General features: G+C 73.4%; 21 protein-coding genes and 1 tRNA gene. 10 read left to right on the forward strand and 12 right to left on the reverse strand.

Annotated features, from left to right (window positions below; translation table 11 throughout):
• Positions 1-45: 45 nt before the first annotated feature.
• Complete coding sequence (locus ACQP60_RS09260) at positions 46-1,068, reverse strand: hypothetical protein (RefSeq protein ID WP_429731106.1); 1,023 nt, start codon at positions 1,066-1,068, stop codon at positions 46-48.
• A 93-nt stretch (positions 1,069-1,161) separates the two neighbouring features.
• Between ACQP60_RS09260 and ACQP60_RS09265 the strand changes: the two genes are divergently transcribed.
• Together ACQP60_RS09265 and ACQP60_RS09270 are read left to right on the forward strand one after the other, a co-directional pair.
• Entirely contained in the window at positions 1,162-1,701 is a 540-nt protein-coding gene (locus ACQP60_RS09265; RefSeq protein ID WP_429731109.1) for a peptidylprolyl isomerase, read from the forward strand.
• 315 nt (positions 1,702-2,016) lie between these two features.
• The gene (locus ACQP60_RS09270) at positions 2,017-2,700 is read left to right on the forward strand and encodes a rhomboid family intramembrane serine protease (RefSeq protein WP_429731112.1); all 684 of its coding nucleotides are present in this window, start codon (positions 2,017-2,019) and stop codon (positions 2,698-2,700) included.
• Positions 2,701-2,774: 74 nt separating this feature from the next.
• Here ACQP60_RS09270 and ACQP60_RS09275 read toward each other — a convergent pair whose 3' ends face one another.
• Positions 2,775-3,038 (reverse strand): cell division protein CrgA, encoded by a 264-nt coding sequence (locus ACQP60_RS09275; protein WP_429731114.1) that lies wholly within the window; start codon positions 3,036-3,038, stop codon positions 2,775-2,777.
• Positions 3,039-3,179: 141 nt separating this feature from the next.
• Here ACQP60_RS09275 and ACQP60_RS09280 point away from each other — a divergent pair, with 141 nt between their 5' ends.
• Positions 3,180-3,911 carry a DUF881 domain-containing protein gene (locus ACQP60_RS09280; protein ID WP_429731117.1) on the forward strand — a complete coding sequence of 244 codons (732 nt, stop codon included), beginning with the start codon at positions 3,180-3,182 and terminating at the stop codon, positions 3,909-3,911.
• Between the two features lie 101 nt (positions 3,912-4,012).
• Complete coding sequence (locus ACQP60_RS09285; protein WP_429731120.1) at positions 4,013-4,693, forward strand: aminodeoxychorismate/anthranilate synthase component II; 681 nt, start codon at positions 4,013-4,015, stop codon at positions 4,691-4,693.
• 53 nt (positions 4,694-4,746) lie between these two features.
• Here ACQP60_RS09285 and pknB read toward each other — a convergent pair whose 3' ends face one another.
• From pknB to ACQP60_RS09320, 7 genes are read right to left on the reverse strand one after another with little or no spacing between them, the layout of a single operon-like run.
• The gene (gene pknB, locus ACQP60_RS09290) at positions 4,747-6,762 is read right to left on the reverse strand and encodes a Stk1 family PASTA domain-containing Ser/Thr kinase (RefSeq protein ID WP_429731123.1); all 2,016 of its coding nucleotides are present in this window, start codon (positions 6,760-6,762) and stop codon (positions 4,747-4,749) included.
• Positions 6,763-8,295, reverse strand: a complete 1,533-nt coding sequence (locus ACQP60_RS09295) for a serine/threonine-protein kinase (RefSeq protein WP_429731126.1) — start codon at positions 8,293-8,295, stop codon at positions 6,763-6,765.
• A complete protein-coding gene (locus ACQP60_RS09300; protein WP_429731128.1) occupies positions 8,292-9,755 on the reverse strand; it encodes a peptidoglycan D,D-transpeptidase FtsI family protein in 1,464 nt (487 codons plus the stop codon). Before ACQP60_RS09300 ends, ACQP60_RS09295 begins: the two co-directional genes overlap by 4 nt.
• Positions 9,752-11,332, reverse strand: coding sequence for an FtsW/RodA/SpoVE family cell cycle protein (locus ACQP60_RS09305; RefSeq protein WP_429731130.1), 1,581 nt, complete (start codon positions 11,330-11,332; stop codon positions 9,752-9,754). Before ACQP60_RS09305 ends, ACQP60_RS09300 begins: the two co-directional genes overlap by 4 nt.
• A complete protein-coding gene (locus ACQP60_RS09310) occupies positions 11,329-12,738 on the reverse strand; it encodes a Stp1/IreP family PP2C-type Ser/Thr phosphatase (RefSeq protein WP_429731132.1) in 1,410 nt (469 codons plus the stop codon). Before ACQP60_RS09310 ends, ACQP60_RS09305 begins: the two co-directional genes overlap by 4 nt.
• A 7-nt stretch (positions 12,739-12,745) precedes the next feature.
• On the reverse strand, positions 12,746-13,237 hold the full coding sequence (locus ACQP60_RS09315) for an FHA domain-containing protein FhaB/FipA (protein WP_429731135.1): 492 nt from the start codon (positions 13,235-13,237) through the stop codon (positions 12,746-12,748).
• Positions 13,238-13,247: 10 nt separating this feature from the next.
• The gene (locus ACQP60_RS09320; protein WP_429731138.1) at positions 13,248-13,967 is read right to left on the reverse strand and encodes an FHA domain-containing protein; all 720 of its coding nucleotides are present in this window, start codon (positions 13,965-13,967) and stop codon (positions 13,248-13,250) included.
• A 253-nt stretch (positions 13,968-14,220) separates the two neighbouring features.
• On the opposite strand from ACQP60_RS09320, the gene ACQP60_RS09325 reads away from it, so the two are divergent.
• The 6 genes from ACQP60_RS09325 (at position 14,221) to ACQP60_RS09350 (ending at position 20,731) form a co-directional block, all read left to right on the forward strand.
• Positions 14,221-14,304, forward strand: a tRNA-Leu gene (locus ACQP60_RS09325).
• 241 nt (positions 14,305-14,545) lie between these two features.
• Positions 14,546-15,148 (forward strand): DUF1062 domain-containing protein, encoded by a 603-nt coding sequence (locus tag ACQP60_RS09330; RefSeq protein WP_429731141.1) that lies wholly within the window; start codon positions 14,546-14,548, stop codon positions 15,146-15,148.
• 41 nt (positions 15,149-15,189) lie between these two features.
• Entirely contained in the window at positions 15,190-15,765 is a 576-nt protein-coding gene (locus ACQP60_RS09335) for a dihydrofolate reductase family protein (RefSeq protein WP_429731143.1), read from the forward strand.
• Positions 15,766-15,845: 80 nt separating this feature from the next.
• Positions 15,846-16,712, forward strand: coding sequence for a DUF3800 domain-containing protein (locus ACQP60_RS09340; RefSeq protein ID WP_429731146.1), 867 nt, complete (start codon positions 15,846-15,848; stop codon positions 16,710-16,712).
• Between the two features lie 252 nt (positions 16,713-16,964).
• Positions 16,965-19,643 carry a pectate lyase family protein gene (locus ACQP60_RS09345; RefSeq protein ID WP_429731149.1) on the forward strand — a complete coding sequence of 893 codons (2,679 nt, stop codon included), beginning with the start codon at positions 16,965-16,967 and terminating at the stop codon, positions 19,641-19,643.
• Positions 19,644-19,783: 140 nt separating this feature from the next.
• The gene (locus ACQP60_RS09350) at positions 19,784-20,731 is read left to right on the forward strand and encodes an ornithine cyclodeaminase family protein (protein WP_429731153.1); all 948 of its coding nucleotides are present in this window, start codon (positions 19,784-19,786) and stop codon (positions 20,729-20,731) included.
• Between the two features lie 22 nt (positions 20,732-20,753).
• On the opposite strand, the gene ACQP60_RS09355 is transcribed toward ACQP60_RS09350, so the two are convergent.
• From ACQP60_RS09355 to ACQP60_RS09365, 3 genes are read right to left on the reverse strand one after another with little or no spacing between them, the layout of a single operon-like run.
• A complete protein-coding gene (locus tag ACQP60_RS09355; protein ID WP_429731155.1) occupies positions 20,754-21,542 on the reverse strand; it encodes an alpha/beta hydrolase fold domain-containing protein in 789 nt (262 codons plus the stop codon).
• Positions 21,539-22,459 carry a GNAT family N-acetyltransferase gene (locus ACQP60_RS09360; RefSeq protein WP_429731158.1) on the reverse strand — a complete coding sequence of 307 codons (921 nt, stop codon included), beginning with the start codon at positions 22,457-22,459 and terminating at the stop codon, positions 21,539-21,541. Before ACQP60_RS09360 ends, ACQP60_RS09355 begins: the two co-directional genes overlap by 4 nt.
• Before the next feature lie 43 nt (positions 22,460-22,502).
• Positions 22,503-25,892, reverse strand: a complete 3,390-nt coding sequence (locus tag ACQP60_RS09365) for a DUF5979 domain-containing protein (protein WP_429731160.1) — start codon at positions 25,890-25,892, stop codon at positions 22,503-22,505.
• Positions 25,893-26,040 lie beyond the last annotated feature (148 nt).

Consider the following 26,040-nt stretch of genomic DNA (forward strand, 5'->3'; position numbering starts at 1 on the left):
TGGTGGAGCGGACGGAGCGGTGCGGTGCCGTCCTGCGGCGGGCGGTCAGGCCTTGTCGCTCTCCCCCGCGTCCTTCGTGTCGTCGGCGGCGTCCGCGGCGGCGTCCTCGGCCTTGCGGGCCGCGGAGCGCGTGCGGCTGGTGGCCTTCTTCGCGGCGTCGGTCGCCTTGTCCTTGGCCTTGTCGACGGCCTCGGTGACCTCCTCGCCGAGCTCAGCCGCCTTCTCGGAGGCGCGCTCGGCGGCCTCACGGCCCTTGGCGACGGCGTGCCCCGCGGCCTCGCCGACGGCCTCCGCCGCGTCGCCGACGGCGTGGCGGGCGTCGCGCGCCGCGCCGTCGAAGTCAGGACCGGACTGCTGCTCCCACGGCTCGGCCCACGGGTCGTTCTGCGGCTGGGCGCGGCGCCAGAAGGCGAAGCCGGCCACCGCCGCCCCGGCGAGCGCGAGGAACCAGAACAGCCCCTTGCCCCTGCCGCCCTTCTCGGCCTCCTTGGCGGCCTTCTCCGCCGCCTTCTCGGCGGCCGCCTGGGCCTTCGCGGCCTCCTTGGCCGCCTGCTTCGCGGCCTTCTTGCCCGCGCGGCCCGCCTTCTCCGCGGCGTCGCGCGCGGCGTCCGCCGCCAGCACGCCGGCCGCCCCGGCGGCTGCACCCGCGCGCGTCGCGGCGTCGTTGAACGCCTGGACGACCCGCGGCAGGTAGTCGTCCACGATCTTGTCGTGCGCCGTGTCCACGAGCGGGCCCGCCTTGTCCGCGGCCTTCTCGACCCGCGGCGCCGCCGCGAGCACGCTCTCGCGCCACGCCTTCTCGGCGCGGGGCACGAGCCACTCGAGGAACGAGTCGACCCGCGGCTCGGCCCAGTCCTTGGCCTGGTTCGCGGCATCCTTCGCCCCGCCCGCCGCACGGGCGCCGACGTCGACCAGCACGGCGGCAGCCTCGGTCGCGGAGCCCTTGAGCTTCTCGGTGTCGATGTCGTTGATCGTCGAGCTCACCTTCTCGGACACCTTCGAGGAGAGCTTCTCGGCCTGGTCCTTGGCAGCGTCCTTGACGCCGTCGCCCACGTTCTTTCGCACCATGGACCCACTGTGCCACCAGGTGCCCTGGCCTGCAGCGCTACGCGCGGGCTGCGTCGTGAGAGTCCGGGGAAGGGAGAGTGAGAGGATGAGGGCATGTTCGCAACCCTCCACACCACCGCCGGTGACATCCGCATCGAGCTGCTGCCGAACCACGCGCCCAAGACCGTCGCGAACTTCGTCGGGCTGGCCAAGGGCACCACGACGTGGACGGACCCGGCCACGGGCGCCGAGCGCAACGACCCCCTGTACGACGGCGTGATCTTCCACCGCGTCATCGACAACTTCATGATCCAGGGCGGGGACCCGCTGGGCACCGGCACCGGCGGCCCCGGCTACACCTTCGACGACGAGATCCACCCGGAGCTCCAGTTCGACGACAAGTACATCCTCGCGATGGCGAACGCCGGCAAGCGCCGCAACCCCGTCACGGGCGCCGTCGAGGGCACCAACGGCTCGCAGTTCTTCATCACCACCGCCGCCACGCCGTGGCTGAACGGCAAGCACAGCATCTTCGGCAAGGTGGCCGACGACGAGTCCCGCGCCGTCGTCGACGCGATCGGCAACACGCCCACGCGCCCCGGCGACCGTCCGGTGCAGGACATCGTCATCAACTCGGTCACGATCGACGACTGAGGTTCGGTCCAGGTCGGGGTCGAGAACCTCGTCGCAGTCCCGTTCACGTGCCCCAGGGGGCGCTCTACTTCGGGAAAGATAGGACTGCGACGAGGTTCCCGACCCCGACCTTTCTCTCGGCTCACGGAGGGCTGACCCATCTCGACCCCGACTCCAGAACCGCAGCCGACGGCCCCGCCGGTGTGCCCGCGGCACCCCGACCGCGTCTCCTACGTGCGCTGTCAGCGCTGCGGCCGGCCGACGTGCCCGGAGTGCCAGCGGCCGGCCGCGGTGGGGATCCAGTGCGTCGACTGCGTCAAGGAGGCGTCGCGCGCGGTGCCGAGCGCGCGCACGATGTTCGGCGGCACCGTCCGCGGCGGTCGGCCGGTCGTCACGCTGACGATCGTCGGCCTGTGCGTCGTGAGCTGGGTGCTGCAGCTCGTCACCGGCGGGGAGTGGACCCAGCGCTGGGCGTTCGCCCCGTCGGTGGGCCTCGACGAGCCGTGGCGCTTCCTCACGGCGGCGTTCCTGCACTCCCGCAGCCCGCTGCACATCTTGTTCAACATGTACGCGCTGTGGCTGACTGGCCCGTTCCTCGAGCAGGCGTTCGGGCGCGGCCGCTTCATCGCGCTCTACGTGCTGTCGGCGATCGCGGGCTCCGTGGGCTACCTGCTGCTCGCCGACCCGATGGGCTACGCCTGGATCACCCCCGTCGTCGGCGCCTCCGGGGCCGTCTTCGGCCTGTTCGGGGCGATCATCCCCGTCCTGCGTCGCACCGGGCGCAGCGCCGCGCAGATCGTCGTGCTCATCGCCATCAACATGGCGATCCCGTTCTTCGTCGGGGGCATCGCCTGGCAGGCGCACCTCGGCGGCCTGGCGGTCGGGCTCGCGATGGGGGCCGGGTTCGCGTTCGCGCCGCGGGAGCGCCAGGCACTGGTCGGGTGGCTGCTCCCGGCGGGCGTCGCCGTCGTGCTCCTGGCCGCGACGCTGTGGAAGTACGCGTCCGTCGGCTGGCTCTGACCTGCGAGGACGTGCCGCCGCCCACAGGGTTGTCCACAGGTGTGGAGCGAACTACACGGGTGCAACCCGCGGCGTCAGCGCCAGCGGGTGGTGAGCCCGAAGCCCGCGATGATCAGCACGAACCCGACGGCAAGGTTCCAGGCGCCCAGCGCCGGGATCGGCAGGCCCAGGCCCTGCGCCGTGAGGTAGTACAGGACGATCCAGGCGAGGCCCAGCAGCATGAGCGTGAGCATCGTGGGGACCAGCCAGCGCGGGTTGCCCTCCGGCTTCGCCTTCGCCGGGGCGGCGGCCTGGTCGGCGGGCGCGCTCTTCTTCTTGCGGGACTTCGACTCGGGCACGGGGAGATCTCCTGTCCGGACGGTGTGGGCGGCGGCCGCGGGCCGGATGCCCGCCACCGTCGGCGATTCTGTCGACTAGCGTAGTCGTCAGCAGGCTCGAGAAGGACAGCGTCCGGACAGCACGGACTGACAGGGGTGCCGATGAACCGCCGACTGCGCCAGAGCGCGACCGTCGCGTGCGTCCTCGCCGCGTCCGGGCTCCTGTTCACCGCCAGCGCGCAGCTCGCAGACACCAAGGACGGCCGCGACCCGCAGGACCTCGCCGAGCTCGTCACCACGGAGTCCGACCGGGTCGCCGACCTCACCGACCGGATGAACGAGCTCGAGGCGGAGATCGACGACCTCGGCAAGCAGGTCGGCACCGACCTGCCCACGCGGAGCGCCGACCTGGTGGCCGACGAGTCGGTCGTCACCGGTGCCGCGCCCGTCTCGGGGCCCGGGCTGCGGGTGGCGCTCGACGACGCACCGGCGTCCAGCCAGTCCATCGCGGGGGCGCGGCCGGACGACCTGGTCGTGCACCAGCAGGACGTGCAGCACGTGATCAACGCGCTGTGGGCGGGCGGCGCCGAGGCGATGACGCTGCAGGGCGAGCGCGTCACGGCGACGTCGGCGTTCCGCTGCTCCGGCAACATCCTGCTGCTGCACGGCAAGGTGTTCTCGCCGCCGTACGTGATCGAGGCGGTCGGCGACCCCGAGCGGCTGCGCGCCTCCCTCGACGCCGACCCGGGGGTCGCGATCTACCAGCAGTACGTCGACTGGGTCGCCCTCGGCTGGTCGGTGAAGGACGCGGGCACGCTCGAGCTGCCCGCGTACACCGGCAGCTCCGAGATGAAGTACGCGACCGTCCCCGCCGGCACGGACGTGTTCTCGTGAGCTCCGCGACCGTCGTGAGCGCCGCGCGGCCCGGCCGGCGATGGCGTGGCCGCCGTCCCGCCCCGCAGCCCGCCTGACCATCTCCCCGAAGCGAGACAGCCATGACCACCCCCACCCCCACGACCGCCGGCCCGCGCATCCTCGTCGTCGACAACTACGACTCGTTCGTCTACACGATCGTCGGGTACCTCGACCAGCTCGGGGCGCGGACCGCCGTCGTGCGCAACGACGCCGTGCCCGAGCCCGACGCGGACGGCGTCTTCCACGACACCGACGGCGCGCCGTTCGACGGCGTGCTCGTCTCCCCCGGCCCGGGCACGCCCAAGGAGGCCGGGTCGTCCGAGGACGTCATCCGTGCCTGCGCCCGCTCCCGCACGCCGATGCTCGGCGTCTGCCTGGGGCACCAGGCCCTCGCCGAGGTGTACGGCGCCACCGTGGCGCACGCGCCGGAGCTCATGCACGGCAAGACCAGCCTCGTGGAGCACGACGGCGAGGGCGTGCTCGACGGCCTCGCGTCGCCGTTCACGGCGACCCGCTACCACTCCCTCGCCGTGCTCCCGGAGAGCGTGCCCGCCGAGCTCGAGGTGACGGGCGCGACGGCGAGCGGCGTCGTCATGGGCCTGCAGCACCGCGAGCTGCCGCTGCACGGCGTGCAGTTCCACCCCGAGTCCGTGCTCACCGAGGGCGGGCACCGGCTGCTCGCCAACTGGCTCGCCGTGTGCGGCGACGACGGCGCGGTGGAGCGGTCCGTCGGCATGGCGCCGCTGGTGCACCAGGGCTGACCGCGGACGCGACGAGCCCCCGGGACCGAGAGGTCCCGGGGGCTCGTCACGTATCAGCCCTCGTCGTCGTTGCCGGGCAGGATGCCGAGCGGGTCGCCCGTGTCGTCCGTCTCGCCGTCGGTGGGCTCGCCGCTCGGCGTCTCCTCCGCCTCGGGGCCGCTGGACACCACGACGGCGACGTCGGAGCCGACCTCCACCTCGCCGCCCTCCGGGTCCTGGGAGATCACGAAGCCGTTCGCCACGTCGTCCGAGGGCTCGAAGGAGATCTGGGGCCTCAGGTTCGCGGCGTTGATGGCGGCCTGGGCCTCGGCGGCCGAGCTCCCGACGACGTTCGGTACGGTCGTCATCTCAGGAGCCTTCTCCTTGGCGATGACGATCTCCACGGAGCTGCCCTGCGGGACGTTGCCCGCCTGGGGGCTCTGCCGGATGACGGTGCCTGCCTTCTTGTCGCTCTCCTCCGTGCTCGTGGAGTTGCTCAGGCCGAGCCCGGACAGCGTGTCCTTGGCCGACTGCTCGGACTTGCCCACGAGGTTCGGCAGCTCGACCCGGCCGTTGGAGAGCACGAGGTCGACGGACGACCCCTCGCTCACCGCCTGCCCCGCGGCCGGGTTCGACTCGATGACGTCACCCTCCTCGACGTCCTTGCTGTTCGCGTCGGACACGTCCCCGAGCGTGAGCTTGGCGTCCTCGAGCGCGGCCTCGGCCTCGTCCTGCGTCATGCCCGCGAGCTTGGGCACGGCGATGGTGTCGGGCCCGGCGGAGAACGTCACCGTGACGACGGTGTCGCGCTCCACCTCGCTCCCACCGGGCGGGTCCTGGCCGAGGAACGTGTTCTCCGGCTCCGTGGACTCGGTGTCCGTGGCCTGCTCGTACTTCAGCCCGGCGGCGGTGATCTCCCGTTCCGCCTCGGCGGGGGTGACGTTGGACTTGAGCTCGGGGACGATCGTCGTGGCGTTGGCGCCGTTCATGACGATGAACGTGATGATCGCGGCCAGCGCGACGGCGCCGATGGCGATGAGCGCCCACATGAGCCCCTTGCGGCTCTTCTTCTCGTCGTCCGGCTCGCCGCCGTTCGCACCCTGGACGCCGGTGGTGCCCCACTGCGACGTGCTCGCGGGGTCCATCACCTGCGTGCTCGCGGGCTGGCCCATGACCTGCGTCGCCGCGGCGCCGGCCGCGGCCGCGCCGATCAGCGGTGCGGTGACGTCGCCGCCGCGCAGGGCGGTCTCGAGGTCGGCACGGAACTCCGCGGCCGTCGAGTAGCGGGCGTCGCGGTCCTTGGCGAGCGACTTGAGGACGATGCGGTCGAGCACCTCCGGCACGTCCGAGGCGAGCTCGCTGGGCCGCTGCGGCGCCTGCCCCACGTGCTGGTACGCCACCGCGACCGGGGAGTCGCCGATGAACGGCGGACGCCCGGTGAGCAGCTCGAAGAGGAGGCAGCCGGTGGAGTACAGGTCGGAGCGGGCGTCGACGGTCTCGCCGCGGGCCTGCTCGGGCGACAGGTACTGGGCCGTGCCGATGACGGCGTGCGTCTGCGTCATCGTCGCGGCGGAGTCGGCCACGGCGCGCGCGATGCCGAAGTCCATCACCTTGACCGCGCCGGTGGGCGTGATCATGACGTTCGCCGGCTTGATGTCGCGGTGCACGATGCCGGCCTGGTGCGAGTACTCCAGGGCGCTCAGCACGCCCGCCGTGATCTCGATGGCCTCCTCGATCGGCACCGCCGCGCCGTCCTGCAGGATGTCGCGGACGGTGTGGCCCTCGACGTACTCCATGACGATGAACGGGACGTGCACGGACGCGCCCTGCGTGTCCGTGTGCGTGTCCTCGCCCGTGTCGTAGACGGCGACGATGGCGGGGTGGTTCAGCGCGGCGGCCGACTGCGCCTCGCGGCGGAACCGCGCCAGGAACGAGGGGTCGCGCGCGAGGTCGGACCGCAGCACCTTGATCGCGACGGTGCGACCCAGGCGCGTGTCGTGCCCGATGTGCACCTCGGCCATGCCGCCGCGGCCGATGAGCTCACCGACCTCGTACCGGCCGGCGAGTACCCGGGGCGTGTTGTCCACCACTCAGATGTCCTTCTCGGTCATGGCCGCGCGCGGGGCGCGCGGCGTGTCTCGGAGCATCATCCCAGAGGAGGGACGCGCATCCGTGCGGGAGGGGCGGGACAGCGCGAGGGCCGGTCCCGCCAGGAGCGCCGCCGCCTGGCCCTCGGCGTCGGCCGCCATGGCCTGCACGAGGGTGGCGAGCAGCAGGACGACGAGGAGCCCGAGCAGCGCGAGCAGCGGCCAGGAGAGGCGGCCGAGCGGGCCGAAGCGCTGACCCGTCGACGTCGACGTCCGACGGGCGGGCTTCGCCTCCGGGGCGGTGCGGGACGCCGCACGGCTGCGGGTGCCGGTCGGCTGCGGCTTGCGCACCGGGGGGCGGCGCGCGTCGCGCACCTCGCGGCGCAGCGGGTAGGCGCGGCCGGCGGCGACGCCGTCGACGGGCGTCTCCGGAGCGGGCTCGTCGCGGTGGGCGGCGCGCGAGGGCTCGGGGGCCGGCGTGCGCTCGTCCTCGGACGACGTCACGGAGGCCCACGCGACGGGCATCGCGGCCGACGGGGGCGTGGCGGGGCCGGCGGGGCCGCCCGGACCGGCAGGGCTCGCGGGGCTCGCAGCACCGGCGGGTCGCGGCGTCGTGGGTGCGGCGTGGGCGGGGACGGCGCGAGCGGGCCGGGCGCCCTGGCGCGCGGCGGCGGCGCGCCGCGCCGAGCGGGACCGGGCCCCGAGCGGGTCCTCCGCGATCTCTCGGGCGAGCGCCTCGAGCTCCCCCGCGAGGGCGGCGGCCGACTCGGGCCGTCGCGACGGGTCCTTCTCGAGCATCCGCCCGATGACGTCCGCGAGGCCGGGGTGCACGTGCGTGGGCAGCGGCGGGACGGGCGCGTTGACGTGCGCCACCGCGATGTCCACCGGCGTCGAGCCGGTGAAGGGGCGCTTGCCCGCCGTCGCCTCGTAGGCGACGACGCCGAGCGCGTAGACGTCCGACGCCGACGTCGCCGGCTGGCCCACGGCCTGCTCGGGCGAGAGGTACTGCGCCGTGCCCATGACCATGCCGGTGGCGGTCATGGGGGCCTGGTTCGCGGCGAGGGAGACGCCGAAGTCGGTGATCTTCACGCTGCCGCCGTGCTCCAGCAGGATGTTGCCGGGTTTGACGTCGCGGTGCACCACCTTGGCCAGGTGCGCGTGGTGCAGGCCCCGTGCCGTGGCGGCGAGGATCGGCAGCAGCTTGCGGGGCGCGACGACGGGCTCGCGCTCCAGCAGGTCGGCCAGCGGCTCGCCCAGCACCAGCTCCATGACGAGGAAGCCGGCGCCGTCCTGCTCGCCGTAGTCGTACATCTGCGCGATGTTCGGGTGCGACAGCGCGGCGCTGTTGCGCGCCTCCGTGCGCAGGCGGCGCAGGAAGTCCTCGTTGCCCGTGTACTCCTCCCGGAGCACCTTCACGGCCACCTCGCGGCCCAGGTAGCCGTCGTCGGCCACCCAGACCTCGCCCATGCCGCCGATCGCGATGCGACGCGTCAGGCGGTACCGCTCGCCGAGCGCGAGCCCCGTGGCCGGCCTCATCCGTTCAGCACCGCTTCCATGACGGCCTTCGCGATCGGCGCGGAGACAGAGCCGCCGGTGGCCTGGCCGCCGAGGTCGCCGCCGTCCTCGACGACGACCGCGACGGCGACCTGCGGATCGTCCGCCGGCGCGAACCCGGTGAACCACACGTGCGGCGGCTCGGAGTTGTCGCCGTGCTGGGCGGTGCCGGTCTTGCCGGCGACGGTGACGCCGGGGATCTGGGCGCTGGTGCCCGACCCGGACTCCACGACGCTCTTCATCATGTCGGTGAGCTGCGACGCCGTCTTGTCCGAGACGGCGCGGCCCAGGCTGGTGGGCGACGTCTGCCGGACCACCTCGAGCTGCGGGTCGCGGACAGTGTCGACGGAGTAGGGCTCCATGACCTCGCCGCCGTTCGCGATCGCGGCGGAGACCATCGCGACCTGCAGCGGGGTGGCGATCACGCTGCCCTGACCGATGCCCGACAGCTCCACCTGCGCCGTGTTCATCGCGTCCGGGTCCTGGTCGTACGAGCTGGCGGCGGTGGAGAACGGGATCTGGAACTTCTTGCCGAACCCGAACTTCTCGGCCTGCTCGTCCATCGTGTCGGCGCCCAGGTCGCCGGCCAGCCCGAGGAAGGCCGTGTTGCAGGAGATCCGCAGCGCGTCCGCCAGCGTCATCTTCCCCGACGAGGCGCAGGAGGTGCCGGCGAAGTTCCCGACCTGCGTGGTGGTGCCGGTGAGGGTGTACGCGGACGGGGCGTCGATGACCGTGTCGGGCGTGTAGTCGCCGCTCTCGAGCGCGGCGGCGGTCGTGACGAGCTTGAACGTCGAGCCCGGCGGGTACGCGTCGGCGGTGGCGTTGCTCTTCAGGGGCTCGCCGTCGGCGTTGAGCAGCTCGGTGTACGCCTCGCCGGCCTTCTTGGTGGAGTGCGACGCGAGGTCGTTGGGGTCGAACGACGGCTTGGACACGAGCGCGAGGATCGCGCCGGTCTTGGGGTCGAGCGCGACGACGGCGCCGCGCTGGTCGCCGAGGCCGTCCCAGGCGGCCTTCTGCGCCTTCGGGTCGACGGTGAGCTCCACCGAGGAGCCCTCCGGGTCACGACCCGTGAGCAGGTTCTGCAGGCGGTCCACCCACAGGGCGTCGGCCTGCCCGTTGAGGTAGTCGTTCTCCGCGTGCTCGATCGCCGTCGTGCCGTTGGCGAGCGAGAAGAAGCCGGTCAGCGGGGCGTAGAGCTTGCCGTCTGTGTACTCGCGCTGGTAGCCGAACTCGTCGTCGACGGGCTTGGACAGCGCGACCGCCTCGCCCCCCACGACGATGGGGCCGCGGGCGCGCCCGTACTCGGCGTAGATCGAGCGGATGTTGCGGGTGTCGCTGTTGAGCTCGTCGGCGTGGAAGAACTGGATCCACGTGGTCGACACCATGAGCGCCAGGAACATGACCATGACGACGCTCGCGAGCCGGCGCAGGGTCGTGTTCACAGGTGCTCACCTCCGTTCGTTCCTCGGGGATCGTCGCGGCGCGGGTCGAGCGGACCGCCCAGCGCCTCGGTGGGGTGAGAGGTGGGGTGCGACGGCGTCGACCCGCGCGACGGCGCGTCCGCGGCCGATCGCCGCACGGGGACGCCGCCGCCCGGCGTCGTGCCGTCGTGCGCGCCGACCACGATGGGGTCGTGCATCGCCCCGCCCTGCGCGATCGTGCCGCGCATCGGCAGCGCCGAGGGACGCCGGGCGTTGTCGGAGATCCGCAGCAGCAGCGCGATGACGATCCAGTTGGCCAGCAGCGACGACCCGCCCTGCGCCATGAACGGCAGCGTCAGGCCGGTGAGCGGGATGATCCGCGTGATGCCGCCGACCACGACGAAGAGCTGCAGCGCCATGACGAACGCGAGGCCGCCGGCCAGCAGCTTGCCGAAGCCGTCGCGCACCGCGATCGCGGTGCGCAGACCGCGCTGCACGATGAGGAGGTACGTCAGCAGGATGGCGAGCAGGCCCGTGAGGCCCAGCTCCTCGCCCAGCGACGAGTAGATGAAGTCGGAGAAGGCGTACGGCACGAGGTACGGGTAGCCCTCGCCCCAGCCCGTGCCGAACAGCCCGCCCGCGGCCAGCGCGAACGTGCCCTGCACGATCTGGTACGACCCGCCCACCGCGTTGTACAGCTCGTTGTCGAACGGGTGCAGCCACACGTCCATGCGCGCGCCGACGTGCGGGAACACGCTCGCGGCGACCAGCGCGCCGGCGGCGAACAGCACGAGGCCGATGAGCACCCAGCTGAACCGCTCGGTGGCGAGGTACAGCATCGCGACGAACAGGCCGAAGAACAGCAGCGAGGTGCCCAGGTCGCGCTCGAAGACGAGGACGGCGAGCGACGCGGCCCACACGATGAGGATCGGGCCGAGGTCGCGGATGCGGGGCAGCTGCAGCCCGAGCACCTTCTTGCCGGCGAGGGCCAGGGTGTCGCGGTTGGCGACCAGGTAGCCGGCGAAGAAGATGGCGAACGCGATCTTCGCGAACTCGGCGGGCTGCACGGAGAAGCCGATGTTGATCCAGATCCGCGCGCCGTTGATCTCTCGGCCGATACCCGGCACCAGCGGCAGCACGACGAGCACCAGGCCGACCAGCATCGCCGTGTACGTGAGGCGGCGGATCCAGCGGTGGTCGCGCAGGAACCAGACGATCAGGATCGCGATGACCGCGCCGAGCGCGGTGTACATCATCTGCGACCACGCGTCGGCGCCCTTCGTGCCCGCGAGCTGCAGGCGCAGGATCATCGCCAGGCCCAGGCCGTTGAGCAGCACGACCGCGGGCAGGATCACCTGGTCGGCCCACGGCGCGCGGAGGCGCAGCACGACGTGCGCGGCCACGGAGATGCCGGTGAGGAGGAGGCTGACCGCCCAGAAGTCGGCGGGCAGCTCGCCCGTGACGCTGCGGCCGACCATCGCGAACGCGCTGATGCCCGCGGCCAGCGCGAGGATCAGCAGGAACAGCTCGGCCAGGCGGGCCGGCCGGCGCTCGGTGGGCTCGACCGTGCGCTCGGGGGTCTCGACGACGGCGCTCACCCCTTCGACCCCCCGTCGGCCGTGCTGTCGGCAGCGCCGTCGGCAGGCTTGGCGGCGGCAGGCTTCGTGGTCGCCGTGTCCTTGGACGGCGTCGCGGTCGGCGTGCTCGAGGGAGTCGCGGAGGGGGTGGGAGTGGGGGTCGGCTCGGGGGCGGCCTCGGCGATGAGCCGGTCCGCGCGCTCGCGAGCCTCGGCCTCGGACGACGCCCGGATGGAACCGTCGAGGCGGTCTGCCCAGTAGTCGGGCAGGTCGGAGACCGGCGTGCCGGTGAGCTCCACGGGCGTGGAGAGCGTCAGCGGGCCGGCGCTGGCGGGGATGCCCTGGAACACGGCGACCTCGCCGTCGGCGACGCCGACGTAGTACTGCTGCTGCGTCCAGCCGTACGCGCGCCACAGGCCGTACCCGACGGCGCCCAGCACCACGAGCACCACGAGCACCGTGAGCCACGGGCGGCGCTTGCGCTCCGGGCGGGCGTCCGCGTCGTCGGCGTCGTCGTCCTCGGGGTCGTCGTCGACGGGGTCCGTGCCCTCGTCGACGGGCGCCGGGTCGTCCGCCGGGTCCTCCGCGGGGGTCGCGAGGACGGCGGGGATCTCGCCCGTCGCCGCCGCGCCCACGACCTGCGGGACCGTGGCGCCCTCGACCGGGGCCGACGCCGTGTCCTCGGCGACCGGTGCGTCGCCGTCGTCCACGACGTCGGCGACGATCACGGTGATGTTGTCGGTGCTGCCCGCCGTCATGGACAGCGTGATCAGCAGGTCGGCGGCCTCGTCGGGGCTGTCGGTCTCGGTGAGCACCTCGGTGATCTGCTCGGGCGAGACGAACCCGGACAGGCCGTCGGAGCACAGCAGCCACCGGTCGCCGGCGCGCGCCTCGCGCACCGACATGTCGGGCGTGAGGTCGACGTCGAAGTCGCCCAGCACCCGCATGACGACGTTGCGCTGCGGGTGGTGCTCCGCCTCCTCCGGGGAGATGCGCCCGGTGTCGACCAGGTGCTGCACGAAGGTGTGGTCGACCGTGACCTGCGTGAGCCGCCCCTCGCGCAGCAGGTAGGCGCGCGAGTCGCCGAGGTGCGCCATCACCAGCGTGGTGCCGGTGTGCAGCAGGGCCGTGACGGTGGTGCCCATGCCGACGAGCTCGGGGTCGGCGTCGCTGGCGCGCACCAGGTCCTGCCGCGCGCGCTCCACTGTGTGCTCGAGGTCGGTCAATGCCTGCTCGGGGCCGTGCTCGGTGCGGTCGAGCGGGGCGAGGGCCGCGATCGCGAGGCGCGACGCGACGTCGCCGCCCGCGTGCCCGCCCATGCCGTCGGCGACGACCAGCAGGTGCGGCCCGGCGTACGCGGAGTCCTGGTTGTTGGACCGCACGAGCCCGACGTCGGACCGCGCGGCGTAGCGCAGGGTGAGGGTCACGGGGCGGTCACCCCTGGAGCTCGACGACGGACTGGCCGATTCGGACGCCGACACCCGGCGCCAGTGGCTGCGGTCCCGACACCTGGGCGTCCCCGATGAAGGTGCCGTTCGTCGACCCGAGGTCCTCCACGTACCACTGGTCGCCCTGCGGGAAGATGCGGGCGTGCCGCGACGACGAGTAGTCGTCGTCGAGCACGAGCGTGCAGCCCGGCGAGCGACCGATGAGGATCGACGCCGAGGACAGCGGGAGCGTGGTGCCCGTGAGCGGCCCGGCCGTCACGACCAGGCGGGTGGGGCCGGAACGTCGAGCGGGCGCGGCCGCGGCGGCCGGAGCGGCTGCCGCGGGTGCGGCCTCGGCGCGGCGGCGCTCGGCCTTGGAGGCCCGGGGGGCGCCGCGCGGCGCCAGGTCGCGGCGCAGCACCGCGATCGCGGAGAGCACGAACACCCAGAGCAGCACCAGGTAGCCCAGCCGCAGCAGGGTGATCGTCAGCTCACTCATCCTGGGGGGATCACCAGCCTTCGTTCTGCTGGCCCGAGGCGCTGCCGGTCCAGAACATGATGCGGGTACGGCCGATGGTCAGGGTGTTGCCGTCGAGCAGGGTGGCGGCGGGCACCTGGTGGCCCTCGACGAACAGGCCGTTCGTGGAGCCGAGGTCGGTCGCGACGACGCCGTCCGGCGTCACGCGGATCTCCAGGTGGCGGCGCGAGACGCCCGGGTCGTCGACGACGATGTCGGCCTCCGCGTCGCGGCCGATGACCGTGACGGGGCCGGTGAGCAGGTAGCGCTGGCCGTCGATGTCGATGAGGGGGTGGCGCGTGGACGGCGCCGCCGACGTGGCGGGCGCGACGTTGCCGCGCACGGTCGCGGAGCGGAGCTGGAAGCGGCCGCCCGGCAGGTCCTCGTGCTCCTCGAACGACACGCTGACCGGGCCCACGAAGGCGTAGTGCTGCGAGGCGGCGTACTCGGTGAGGTTCGTGGCCAGCTCGTCGGCCATCGTCTCCGCGCCCCAGGCGTCGATCTGCGAGAAGTCGGCCGACGACAGCTCGATCGTGAACTCGTTCGGCACGACCGTGCGGTCGCGCCCGACGACGGCGGCGCGGTCGTCGATCTCGCGCCGCAGGCGGCTCGCCAGCTCGACCGGCTTGATCTCGCTGTTGCGACCCACCTTCGCGAACGCGTTGTTCATCACGCGCTCCACGCTCTTCTCGAAGCGATCCAGGGCGCCCATGCCACCTCCTCTCATTGGCCCGACACGTCCGCGGGCAGACTATCTAGATCGTAGGCAGCGCTGCAGCACCACTCCTCCGCGCGGTGTGGATTTCCTGCGAACGCTCGGCGCAGAAGCGGAACCGGCAGGTCACGGTCGGGTGACGGGCGCCACGCTCGCCACCTGCGGCGGGACCCGGCCGTTCTCCGGCGCGCAGCGCCCTCAGCAGGCGATTGGGGAGCACCCCCCGCGCCGTGCTAATCTTCTGCGGCACGCGCGAGTGGCGGAATAGGCAGACGCGCACGGTTCAGGTCCGTGTGCCCGAGAGGGCGTGGGGGTTCAACTCCCCCCTCGCGCACGTGAAGAGAAGGTCCCGGTCAGGTTCTCCTGGCCGGGACCTTCTGCTTTCCCGAGCCGAAATTCCGTCGCGGCCGGCGCCCCCGCGCGGCTAGCGTGCGCCGGAGATCACCGAAGATCTCCGTCGAGAGGTGGGCCCTTGTACCAGCGGTGAGAAGTCCCGAGCGCTGATCGTCGCGCGTCGCACCTGGTGTGCCGCGCTCCGTCGCCACGCCCGACCTCTCACCGAACGGTGCCCTCTCGTGCTCACCTCCTGGTCCGTCGTCCCCACCTGCCTGCCCGCGGTCCTCCGCTCCTGCGCCTCCTGCCCGTCCGGACGGTTCGCCGCCAGCGGCGCGTTCCGTGTCAATGCCCACCACAAGTCGCTCGACGCGTGGCTGCTCGTCCTGTGCGCCGGGTGCGGGAAGACGGCGAAGCTGACCGTCGTCGAGCGTGCGAACGTCCGCGCCGTGTCCCCGGCGCTGCTCGACCGGCTCCATGCCAACGACCCGGCGCTGGTCTCCGAGCTGCTCCGCAGCCCGGACCTGCTCCGGAGGAACCGGGTGCGGCTGGACTGGACCGGCGCGTGGCGCCTCGACGCCCCGCTCCCTCCGGACGCCCCGTCGCTGCGCGACGGCGGCACGCTCGACGTCGAGGTGCGGTTCGCGGCGCAGGTCCCGGTCCGTCCGACGCGGCTCATCGCGCTCGGGCTCGGCGTCACGGGCGGGGAGGTCCGGCGCCTCGTCGCCGCGGGCGCGCTGGTCTCGTCGTCCCGCCTGACGGGGACGCTCGCGAACGACTTCGCGTTCACGCTCCGGGGCGGGCCGCCCACCGCTGTCGATCCGGCGGACTCTCGTTCGACCTAGGGACGACAGGACGGCAAGAGAGCCCCGACAGGAGCGGCACCATGACCCGAGAGCTCGTCTACACCGGCTTCATCACCCTCGACGGCTCGGTCGACTCCCCCGGCGGGACGGCCGAGGGACACCCCGGTGGAGGCTGGGTGTTCGAGACGGACTTCGACCCCGAGGCGTATGCACTCAAGGGTGAGGAGCTCGAGGAGACGACGGCCCTCATGTTCGGCCGCCGCAGCTACGAGGCGTTCTCGGCCGTCTGGCCCGGGTCGGAGGACCATGCGGCGTACGAGGACCTGCCGAAGTACGTCGTGTCGACGACGCTCGACGACGACACCCTCGTGGACGGCTGGGGTCCGACGACCATCCTGCGCAGCACCGAGGACGTCGCCGCGCTCAAGCAGACCGACGGCGGCCCGATCTTCATCCACGGCAGCGCGGAGCTCGCGCTACGGCTGGGCGAGGCCGGCCTCGTCGATCGCTACAACCTGCTGATGTTCCCGTACCTGCTCCCGGGCGGGAAGACGATCTTCGGCTCGACGGGCGCGGACCGTCGCACCCTCGCGCTGCGGGAGTCGGCCGCGTACGCGAACGGTGTCGTGAAGCTGGTGTACGACGTGCGGCGCTGACCATCGGGCGCGGTGCTCTCCCCGCGTGCCAGGACGAGATTGCTCTGGTCGCCGGGCGTTCCGGTGCGCAGGATGACCCCATGACCGTGCCTTCCGGTGCGCCCGCCGTCGTGGAGGTCGCGTGCGACGAGTCGGGCTTCTCCGGGACGAACCTGCTGGACCCGGCGTCGCCGGTGATCGCGCACGCGGCGGTGGACCTCACGGTGGCGGAGGCGGCCGCCGTGCTCGGCACGCTGCGGTCGCGGTTCAACCACCGCCGGACGGCGGAGCACAAGGCCCACCTGCTGCTGCGGCCGGGGCAGCCGGAGGCGGTGGCGTGGTTCCTGGCGGAGCTGGCGGGCCGTTCGACGGTGCACGTGGTCGACAAGCGCGACCACGTCGCGGGCCGGGTGCTCGACCTGCTCACGGGTGAGCCGTCGTACCTCGACGGGACGCGACTCGGCCGCGACCACGGCCGGGCGGTCGCCGTCGTGCGCGAGCGGACCGACGTCCTCGCCGCGTTCGTCGCGATGACCCACCTCAAGCACCGGCGCCGGCCCGACGACGACGCGGTCGACCGGTTCGTCGCCCTCGCCCCGGGCGTGGCGGCCGAGGGCGTCCCGGAGCTGGCGGGCCTGACCCGGCGGGACGTCGTGGCGGTCCTGGACCGGCTGCTCGACGGGGACCCGGCCGTCCCGCCGCCGCTCGAGCCGCTGGTGCCCGCGCTCGCGGAGACGGTGCTGCGGTGGGGCGACGGCCGGCGCTCGGTCGCCGTCGTGCACGACGAGCAGAGCGCGCTCACGCCGCAGCGGACGGCGGTGCTCGCCGCGGCCCTCGCCGCTGCGGTCGCGCCCGCCCCGCCGCCGCTGCTCGCGGTGCGCCAGGTGGACTCCCGGCGCGACCCGCGCGTGCAGGTGGCCGACCTCCTGGCGGGCTGGGCGCGTCGCGCCGCCGGGCCTTCCGCCTGACGCCGGGCTGTCCCGTCGACGACGGCCGGTCCGAGGGTCGGGTGAAAATTGGGGGTTGCGCTTCGGGAAACCGGTCCCCTACGGTCAAGAAACCGGTTGCTGTGATCTGTTCGTGACCAAGGCGGTTTCGGACAGCGGGTGTACCGCCGAGCGGCTCGACCCCGGCACCGGCCTGCAAGTCCCGCGTTCGACGACGAAGGTGAGGCAGCAACGATGAGACGGCAAGCAGCGCGACGACTCCTGGCGGCGGGGGTGACGACATCCCTGGCCGCCGCGATCGGAGTGACCGCTCTGACGCTCCCCGGCGCCCAGGCGGTGGAGACCGGACCGACCGGGTTCGCCACCCAGAACGGTGGCACGACGGGCGGCGCCGGCGGCACGGTCGTGAAGGCGACGACCGGCACCCAGATCCACGAGGCCCTGTGCGGCCGCGCCTCGGAGGACACCCCGATCACGATCCAGGTCGAGGGCACGATCAACCACAGCAACACGAGCAAGGTCTCCGGCGACAGCTGCAACACCGCCGACGGGGTGATCGAGCTGAAGCAGATCAGCAACGTCACGCTCGTCGGGGTGGGCAGCGGCGCCACGTTCGACCAGGTGGGCATCCACGTCCGCGAGGCCAGCAACATCATCATCCAGAACGTCACGGTCAAGAACGTCAAGAAGTCGGGCTCCCCGACGTCCAACGGCGGCGACGCGATCGGCATGGAGTCCGGCGTCTCGAACGTGTGGGCGGACCACGTGACGCTCGAGGCCTCGGGCGGCGAGTCCGAGGGCTACGACGGCCTCTTCGACATGAAGGGCGACACGAAGTACGTGACGCTCTCCTACAGCATCCTGCGGGGCTCCGGCCGCGGCGGTCTTGTCGGGTCCGGCGACAGCGACCTGAACAACGGGCCGGTCACCTACCACCACAACCTCTACGAGAACATCGACTCGCGCCTCCCCCTGCTGCGCGGGGCGACGGCACACATCTACAACAACCACTACGTCGACATCCACGAGTCGGGCATCAACGCCCGCGCGGGCGGCAAGGCGAAGGTCGACAACAACTACTTCCAGGACTCCAAGGACGTGCTCGGCACGTTCTACACCGACCTGCCGGGCTACTGGCAGGTCGCGGGGAACACCTTCGACAACGTCACCTGGTCGGAGCCGGGCGAGGACAACAACCCGGCCGGCCCGAACCCGACGTCCACGACGACGGTCAGCATCCCCTACGCCTACTCGCTCGACGCCGCCGACTGCGTGCCCGACGTCGTCGCCGCGACCGCGGGGGCGAACAAGGGCCTCAAGGTGTCCGACGGCTCGTGCGAGGCGCAGACGCCGACCGATCCGACGGACCCGCCGACCGACCCCACGGACCCGCCGACCGACCCGACCGACCCGCCGACCGACCCGACCGACCCGCCGAGCGGCACCAACCTCAGCGTCGGCGCGGGCGCGGACGGCTCGTCCAAGGCGTCGGGCACCAGCTTCGGCAACGTGATCGACGGCAACCTGAGCACGTTCTGGTCGCCGTCGGGCACCACGGGCCGCGTGTCCGTGAAGTGGGCGACGCCGCAGACCGTGTCGCAGGTGAACGTCGTCGAGGCGGCCGGCTCGGAGGGCACGATCACGGCGTTCCGCGTCGTCAACCACGACACCGGCGCCGTGCTCGCGACCGGCAGCCGCGCGGGCGTCGTGAACCTGCCCTCGACGACGCTGAGCAAGCTCGACCTCGAGATCACCAGTGCCTCCGGCACGCCGAAGGTCGCCGAGCTCGAGACGTACGCCGGCCAGGGCTCGACGGACCCGACGGACCCGCCGACGGACCCCACGGACCCGCCGACCGACCCCACCGACCCGGAGCCGACGGACCCGCCGACCCCGAGCGGTGACGTCATCTACGCGGCCCCCGACGGCTCGGCCGGCGCGGCCGGCACCGAGGCCGACCCGACGACGGTCGCCGCGGCGATCGCCGCCGTCGAGCCGGGCGGCGCGATCTACCTGCGCGGCGGCCAGTACGACCTGGCCGACACGCTCACGATCGAGCCGGGCAACGACGGCACGTCGGCGGAGCGCACGCTGCTGTCGGCGTACCCGGGCGAGAAGCCGGTGCTCGACTTCTCCGCGCAGGCCGAGGACCCCGCCAACCGGGGCCTCGCCATCGGCGGCAACTTCTGGCACGTGTACGGGATCACCGTCCAGAACGCCGGCGACAACGGGATCCTGCTCGGCGGCGACGACAACGTGATCGAGCGCGTCGTCACCCGCGGGAACGCCGACACGGGCCTGCAGATCGCCCGCCTGGTCGCGGGCGCGCCGAAGGAGGAGTGGCCGTCGGACAACCTGGTGCTCTCCTCGGAGTCCTACGACAACGTCGACTCCGACGGCGAGGACGCGGACGGCTTCGCGGCCAAGCTGACGGTCGGCGAGGGCAACGTCTTCCGCGACTGCGTGGCGCACAACAACATCGACGACGGCTGGGACCTGTACGCCAAGACGGACACGGGCCCCATCGGCGTCGTGACGATCGAGCACTCGCTCTCGTACGAGAACGGGACGCTCTCCGACGGCTCGCAGGCCGGCAGCGGCGACCGGAACGGCTTCAAGCTGGGCGGCTCCGACATCCCCGTCGACCACGTGATCCGCGACTCGATCGCGGTCGACAACGGGCACCACGGGTTCACCTACAACAGCAACCCGGGCTCGATCACCGTCACGGGCAACGTGGGCATCGGCAGCGCCGAGCGCAACTTCGCGTTCGACGAGGGCTCCCACAGGTTCAGCGGGAACGTCTCGTGCGGCGGCGGGTCGAACGACAAGCTGTCCGGCTCGGACGACGGCACCAACGCCTGGAACGGCACCGGCGACTGCGGCGCGTACGACGGCGCTCTCGATTGGTCCTTCGCGGCGGACGGCTCGCTGGAGGTGACCTTCGGCTGACCTGACCCCCTCGACGGCGCGGTCGCGCCGTCACCCCGACCCCGGCCGGCCCGTCGACCCCTCCGACGGGCCGGCCGGTCGTGTGCCGGCCGACGTGACATCCTGGCCGCGTCCAGGACGTCGAGGCCAGGAGACAGCAGATGAGCGCCGGTTCCCCGGACCGCACGAGCGGGCTGCCGTTCGTCACGGGCGACGAGGTCCGCCGCCGGGTCGGGCCCGACGAGGCCCGTCGGCTGGTCGAGCGGGCGCTGCTCGACGGGTTCGACCCGGCCGACGACCCGGCGCGGTCGTCGGTGGCCGCCGGCGCGGGACAGCTGCTGCTCATGCCGTCGGTGTTCGGCGACTGGGCCGGGGTCAAGATCGCGACCGTCGCACCGGACAACCCGGCGCGCGGTCTGCCGCGCATCCAGGCGACCTACCTGCTGCTCGACGCCGCCACGCTCACCCCGCGGCTGCAGCTCGACGGGTCGGCCCTCACCGAGCTGCGCACGCCCGCGACCTCGGCCGTCGCGGCCGACCACCTCGCGGCGCCGGACGCGCGGCGCCTGGTCGTCGTCGGCACCGGGCCGCAGGCCGTCGAGCACGCGGTCGCGATGGCGGCGGTGCGCGACCTCGACGACGTCGCGCTCGTCGGGCGTGACCCGGGACGCCTGGCGGCCGCCGTCGAGACGCTGGTCGCGCGGGGCCTCCCGGCCCGCGAGGGGAGCACGTCCGACGTCGCCGACGCCGACCTCGTGGTGTGCGCGACGTCGGCGGGCGAGCCGCTCTTCGACGGCGCGCTGGTGGGTGACGGCGCGTGCGTCGTGGCCATCGGCTCGCACGAGCCCGGCCGCCGGGAGCTCGACTCCGGGCTCATGGGCCGGGCGCTCGTCGTCGTCGAGGACAGGGCGACCGCGATGCGCGAGTGCGGCGACGTGGTCCTTGCCGTGGACGAGGGCGCGCTGCGGCCCGACGACCTCGTACCCCTGGCCGACCTCGTGCGCGGGCACGCCCGCGCGACCGACCGGCCGAACGTGTTCAAGGGCTCCGGCATGTCGTGGCAGGACCTCGCCGTCGCGGTCGGCGTCGCCGAGGCGGGCGAGGCCTGAGCACGCCCGCCCGTCGGGGAGCTCAGCCGAGGCCGAGGAACGCCGCGGCCTCGGCGAGCACCGCGCCCGCGTGCTCGGTGCCGACGAACCCGTGCTCGGCGCCGGGCAGCTCGACCAGCCGGCAGGGCACGCCGTCGCGGCGGCAGGCGTCGGCCAGGGCCCGTGCCTCGGGACGCAGCGAGTCCAGCTCGCCCACCGCGACCAGCGTCGGCGGCAGGCCGGTCGCCGACCGGTGCAGGCGCGGCGCGTCGGCAGGGTCGACGCCGGTCCACGCGCGCATCGCGAACGTGGACAGCTCGCGGCCCGGGCCGCCCGGCAGGTCGTCGTCGTAGGTCTCGAGCGACAGGTCGAGGTTGGGGTTGGTGAGCAGCAGGCCCGCCAGCGGGCGTGCGGCGCGCTCGGCGGCGAGGACGGCGACCGCGCCGCCCGCGGAGTCGCCGTCGAGGTAGAGGCGGTCGTAGCCCTCGTCCGCGAGCAGGTCCACGGCGGCCAGGGCGTCGGCGACCGCGTCGTCGAGCGTCGCCTCCGGCGCGAGCCGGTAGTCGACGCCGAGCACGACGACGCCGAGCGTCTCCGCGGCCCGCCGGCACCAGGCGTCCTGCAGCTCGAGGTCGCCGAACAGGCCGTACCCGCCGTGCAGGAACACGGCCGCCGCGCCGGGGTGGCGGCGGTCGGGCGTGTAGCGGCGCAGCGCGACGCCACGGGGCACCCAGTCCGTCACCGTTCCCGCGAACGGCCGCCGGGGACGGGCGACGGCGCGCTCGTGGGCGCCGCGCCGCAGCGCCGCGACGTCGGGCGCGCCCTCGGTCACGGGACGATCCGCAGCTCGGCCATGTCGACCACCTTCTCGTAGCCGAGCCGCTCGTACAGCGCGTTGGACACGGGGTTCTCCAGGTCGGTGAACAGGGTGACGCGGTGCCCCGCGTCGCGCAGCACCGCGGAGACGTGCGCGACCAGGGCCCCCGCGTACCCGCGGCCGCGGTGCTCGGCGGGCGTGAAGACCGGCGCGACCCGCGCGACGCCCAGCGCCGGACCGACGTGCCCGACCATGGACACGGGAACGCCGTCCACCTCCCAGAACCAGAGCTGACCTGCCTCGACGCGCGCGGCGACCTGCTCCCGGGTGTGCTGCGGAACGGAGTCGCGCGGCGCCCTGCCCGCCTGCAGGTCGCTCTCGCGCGCGAATCCGGCGAACCAGCGGTGGGCGAGGCCCACGCCGGCCGGGGTGACCGGGCGCGGCTCCCCCGCGGGCGGGTCGGCCGGAGGCGTGAGGGTGCCGAGCTCGAACAGCCGGGACGGCCGGACGACGGTCACGGCCCCGCCGGTGCGCCCGGCGACCCGGTCGACGAACGCCCGGGTCGGGACCAGGTCGCCGTTCGCGGCGGGGACGACCTCGCCGCGCTCCAGGAGCAGGTCGGCCAGGGCGGCGGCCGCCGGTGCCGACGCCGCCATGAGGTAGGCCTGGTGGGGCGGGTGCGGCGCGGTCCGCATGGCCACACCGGCGACGGCGCCGGCGTCGTCCCGGGCCACGGCGAACCAGCAGGGGTGGTCCGGGGCGGGTTCGCCACGTGCGGCGCCGTCGGCCAGGCGTCGGGCCGTCGTCGCGACGACCGTGGCGCGCACCGGGTCGTCGGCGAGCTCGTCGCCGACCTCGTCGAGGAAGGCCTGCGGGTCGTCGATGAGCTCCCACGTCGGGAGCACGCCTGCGCCGGGAGTCGGGTCGGCCATCCGCGCAGGCTAGCGCGTCGGCCGCCCCTCGTCCCCGGCGAGGTCAGGCCCGCAGCGTCCGTGCCACGACGCGTACCGCGATGCCGAGGAGCAGCAGGCCGAGGGCCAGCAGCGGCAGGGTGCCGCCGCCGAACCCCGTCTGCGGGAGCTGGCCGCCGGGCGACCCCGGCTGCTCCGGCGTCGTCGGGCGGGCCGTGTTCGTGAGGGTGACGGCGTTGAGCCGCTCGTCGTCCGCGTGGATCACCACCCAGCCGTCGTCGTCGGGCTCGAGCGCCCGGCCGTCGATCGCCCAGCGCGCCGAGTCCCACGTGCTGCCGTCGACGGCGGGCGGGTCGGCCTCGCGGATCTCGACGGTCGTGCCCAGCGGGACGTCGTCCGCCACGAACGGGTCGCCGAGCACGAGGTCGCCCTGCCGGACCGGGCCGTCGTCCAGGCGGTACTCGACCGGGAAGCGGGTGCCGTCGGGCAGGTCCGCTCCCTCGACCAGCTTCTCGACCCGCAGCGTCGTGGTGGGCACGGCCGAGTTCGTCACCGTGAGCTCCGTGGTGCCCGTGCCCTCGTCGATCGTCAGGCTGCTGCCCGGGGACCAGGTGGGGACGACCCAGGTCCAGCCGTCGGGCAGCATCGCGTCGGCCGGCGGCTCCTCGGTGACGTGCACCGTGGTGCCCACCGGGAACTCGCGGTCCGGGCCGACGGCGGTGCCGTCCGCCGGCACGGTGAGCACGCCCTCGTCGGTGCTGCCGTCGGGCAGGGTCGCCGACCACGGCACGCTGAACCCGTCACCGCTCACGTCGCCCGGGTCCGCGCCCTCGAGCGCCTTCGACACCTCGAACGCGCCGTGCTCCACCGTGGCGGAGTTGGTGACGGTGACGGCGGCGGTCTCGCCGTCGCCCACCGTGATCTCGGCGGGAGAGATCGTGGGCTCGCCCCAGTCCCAGCCGGGCAGGTCGGGCAGGTCGGCCTCGTCGAACGTGACCGTGGTGCCGGCGGGGAAGTCGAGCGGCTCGCCGTCCGCGCCCGTCGGGGCCACCGGCCCGCCGTCGGGTGCGAGGGCGGTGGAGCCGCTGGTCGTCGTGCCGTCGACGTACGTCGCCGTCCACCCCACCGTGAACTCCGTGCCCTCCGGCACGTCCTCGGCGTCCGGCCCGTCGAGCTCCTTGGCCAGCGTGAACGAGCCGGTCGGGACGTGCCCGACGTTCGTCACCTCGAGCGTGACGGTCTCCCCGCCCTCGAGCTCGAGCGGGTAGAACCCGTCCTCGTCGGGGTCGGTGAGCGGCTCGCCGTCCGCCAGCAGGGTCGTCTCGTCCCAGACGATGCCCTCGTCGAAGAGCGGCTCGGGTTCCCGCACCCACACGGTGGTCCCCGTCGGGATCTGCTCGCCGTCCAGCAGCGTGTCGATCGTCACCGGGTCGCCGACGGCGATCTCCCGCTGCCGGCCCTCGCGCGGCCCGCCGGGCGGGTCGAACGTGTACTCGACCGAGAACTGCAGGTCCGGGTCCACCGGTCCGTCGACATCGAGGACCTTCACCACGCTGAACGCGGCGTACTCGGGCAGCGCCGTATTCGTGACGAGCATGTTCGTCACGTGCTCGGCGACCGTTTGGCCCTCCCGGTCGATGGTGATCGTGCGGCCCGGGCTCCACGAGACGCCGCCCCAGGCGAGGTCGGCCGGCAGGTCGTCCCTGGCGACCTCCGCGAGGGTGACCTCCGTGCCGACGGGGAAGGTCACGGGGTCGCCGTCGTTGTCCACGGGACCGGCCGGTGCAAACCTCCCGTCGGCCCCCGCGACCAGGTCGATCGTGCCGGTGCTCCGGTTGTCGTCGGGGTCGACGGCCGTCCAGCGCATCGTGACGGTGGTGCCCTCCGGCACCGCGACCTGGTCGTCCATGCCCGTGCTGACCGTCTTGGTGATCTCGAACGTACCCCGGGTGCGCTCCGCCGTGTTGCTCACGGTCGCGCCCACGACGGCGTCGCCCTCGTCCGTGATGGTCAGCGAGGACGGTGACACCGACGTGCCCGTCCAGGCCCAGCCGGGTACGTCGCCCGGCGGGCGCTCCTCGAACGTCACGACCGTGCCGACGGGGAAGGTGCTCAAGGTGCCGTCCACGTCCTGCGGGCGCACCGCGCTGCCGTCCGCGGGCAGGGCGAGCGTCCCGGACCCGAGCACCTCGCCGTCGGGTGACGTGGCGGTCCAGTCGACCGGGAACGTCGTGCCCTCCGGCAGGTCCTCCGCGGCGATGCCGTCGAGCTCCTTGGACAGCTCGAACGTCCCGTGCGGCTCCCCGCACGGGACGGTGCCGGCGAACAGGAACGAGTGCACCTCACCGCCCAGCAGGGTCACGTCCTGCCCGACGACCTGGCCGTCGAGGGGCGCCGCGTCCACCGTGACGTTCGCGTTCGGGGCGAAGATCGACCCGTCGATCCGCTCGCCGGTGTGTGCGACGGTCACGTCGCCCGTGACCGCGGACAGGTCCCACAGGATGTACGGCGAGTACTGGCCCTGCGGGTCCACCCGCAGCCCGTGCACGTCCGTCGTCCCCGCAGGGACGCGGATGATCAGGGGGTTCTGCGCGCCGGGCACGGCGCTGCCCGGGGAGAACTGGAGCAGGTCGGCACCCGCGACGTCCTCGTAGGCCACCACGTTGGGCCGGTCGGAGGCGAGCGTGGACAGCACCTTGCGCACGCCGTCGTCCTCGGCGACGGTCACGTGGTTCACGTCGTGGCCGCCCGGATCGGTGATCGTCGCGAGGCACGCGGTGGTGTCGTCGAGGCTGGCGTCCTGGTTCGCCTGCACGTACCCCGCGACGACCTCCTGCGTGTCGCCGGTCTGCTCGGTGAAGATCGAGGTGTTGCTGCCCGTGGGCGGCTCAGCATCGGCGGGGAAGGTCTGGGCGGTCGCGTCGATCAGGGGTGGGTTCGACCCCTGCTCCGACTCCCGCACCCAGCCCTCGCCCCGGGCGGACGTGTCGTACGGCCCGAGGTCGCGGTCCACCGTCTTGAGGGTGCCGACGTTCTCGGGCGTGGTCGCGCCGCGGCTCGTGATGTTGACCTGCCCGACGTTGCGCGACTCGTCCGGGTCGAACCGGCCGACGAGGAGGCGCGTCGGGTCGCCGTCGACGGTGGGGATGGTGTAGTCGGCGGTGCCGGCGGCCACGTGGATCACGGCCCACTGCGCCACCGTCGTGTCGGTGAGGTTCCGCCCGGCGGCCAGGGAGCCCTCGAGCTCCTGGTTGCCGACGATCGCGTCGCGCTGCGCGTACACGGTGAACCCGCCGGACGAGGAGAACGGGTTGACCTCCCCGTCCGCCGCGGCGGACGCGGCCGGTGCCGTCGCGGTCTGTGCCCCGAGGCCCACGAGCCCGCCCAGCGCGAGCGCCGCGGCCAGCAGGCCGCTCGTGGTCCTGCGACCGGTCGTCCTGCTCGTCCTGCGCATCCGTCGCCCCCGAGACGTCCCGACATCGCGTACCCTCGCGACACTCTAGGGACCGGCGTCCTCGGGCGCCGGGTGGTCGCGCTCCCAAGTCGTCGGCCGGCTGAGCAGGGCGAACGCTGAACGGGCGGCGAACGCTCGGCGAACTCTC

It is taken from the genome of Isoptericola variabilis, assembly GCF_050311655.1.
GTDB lineage: Bacteria > Actinomycetota > Actinomycetes > Actinomycetales > Cellulomonadaceae > Isoptericola > Isoptericola variabilis.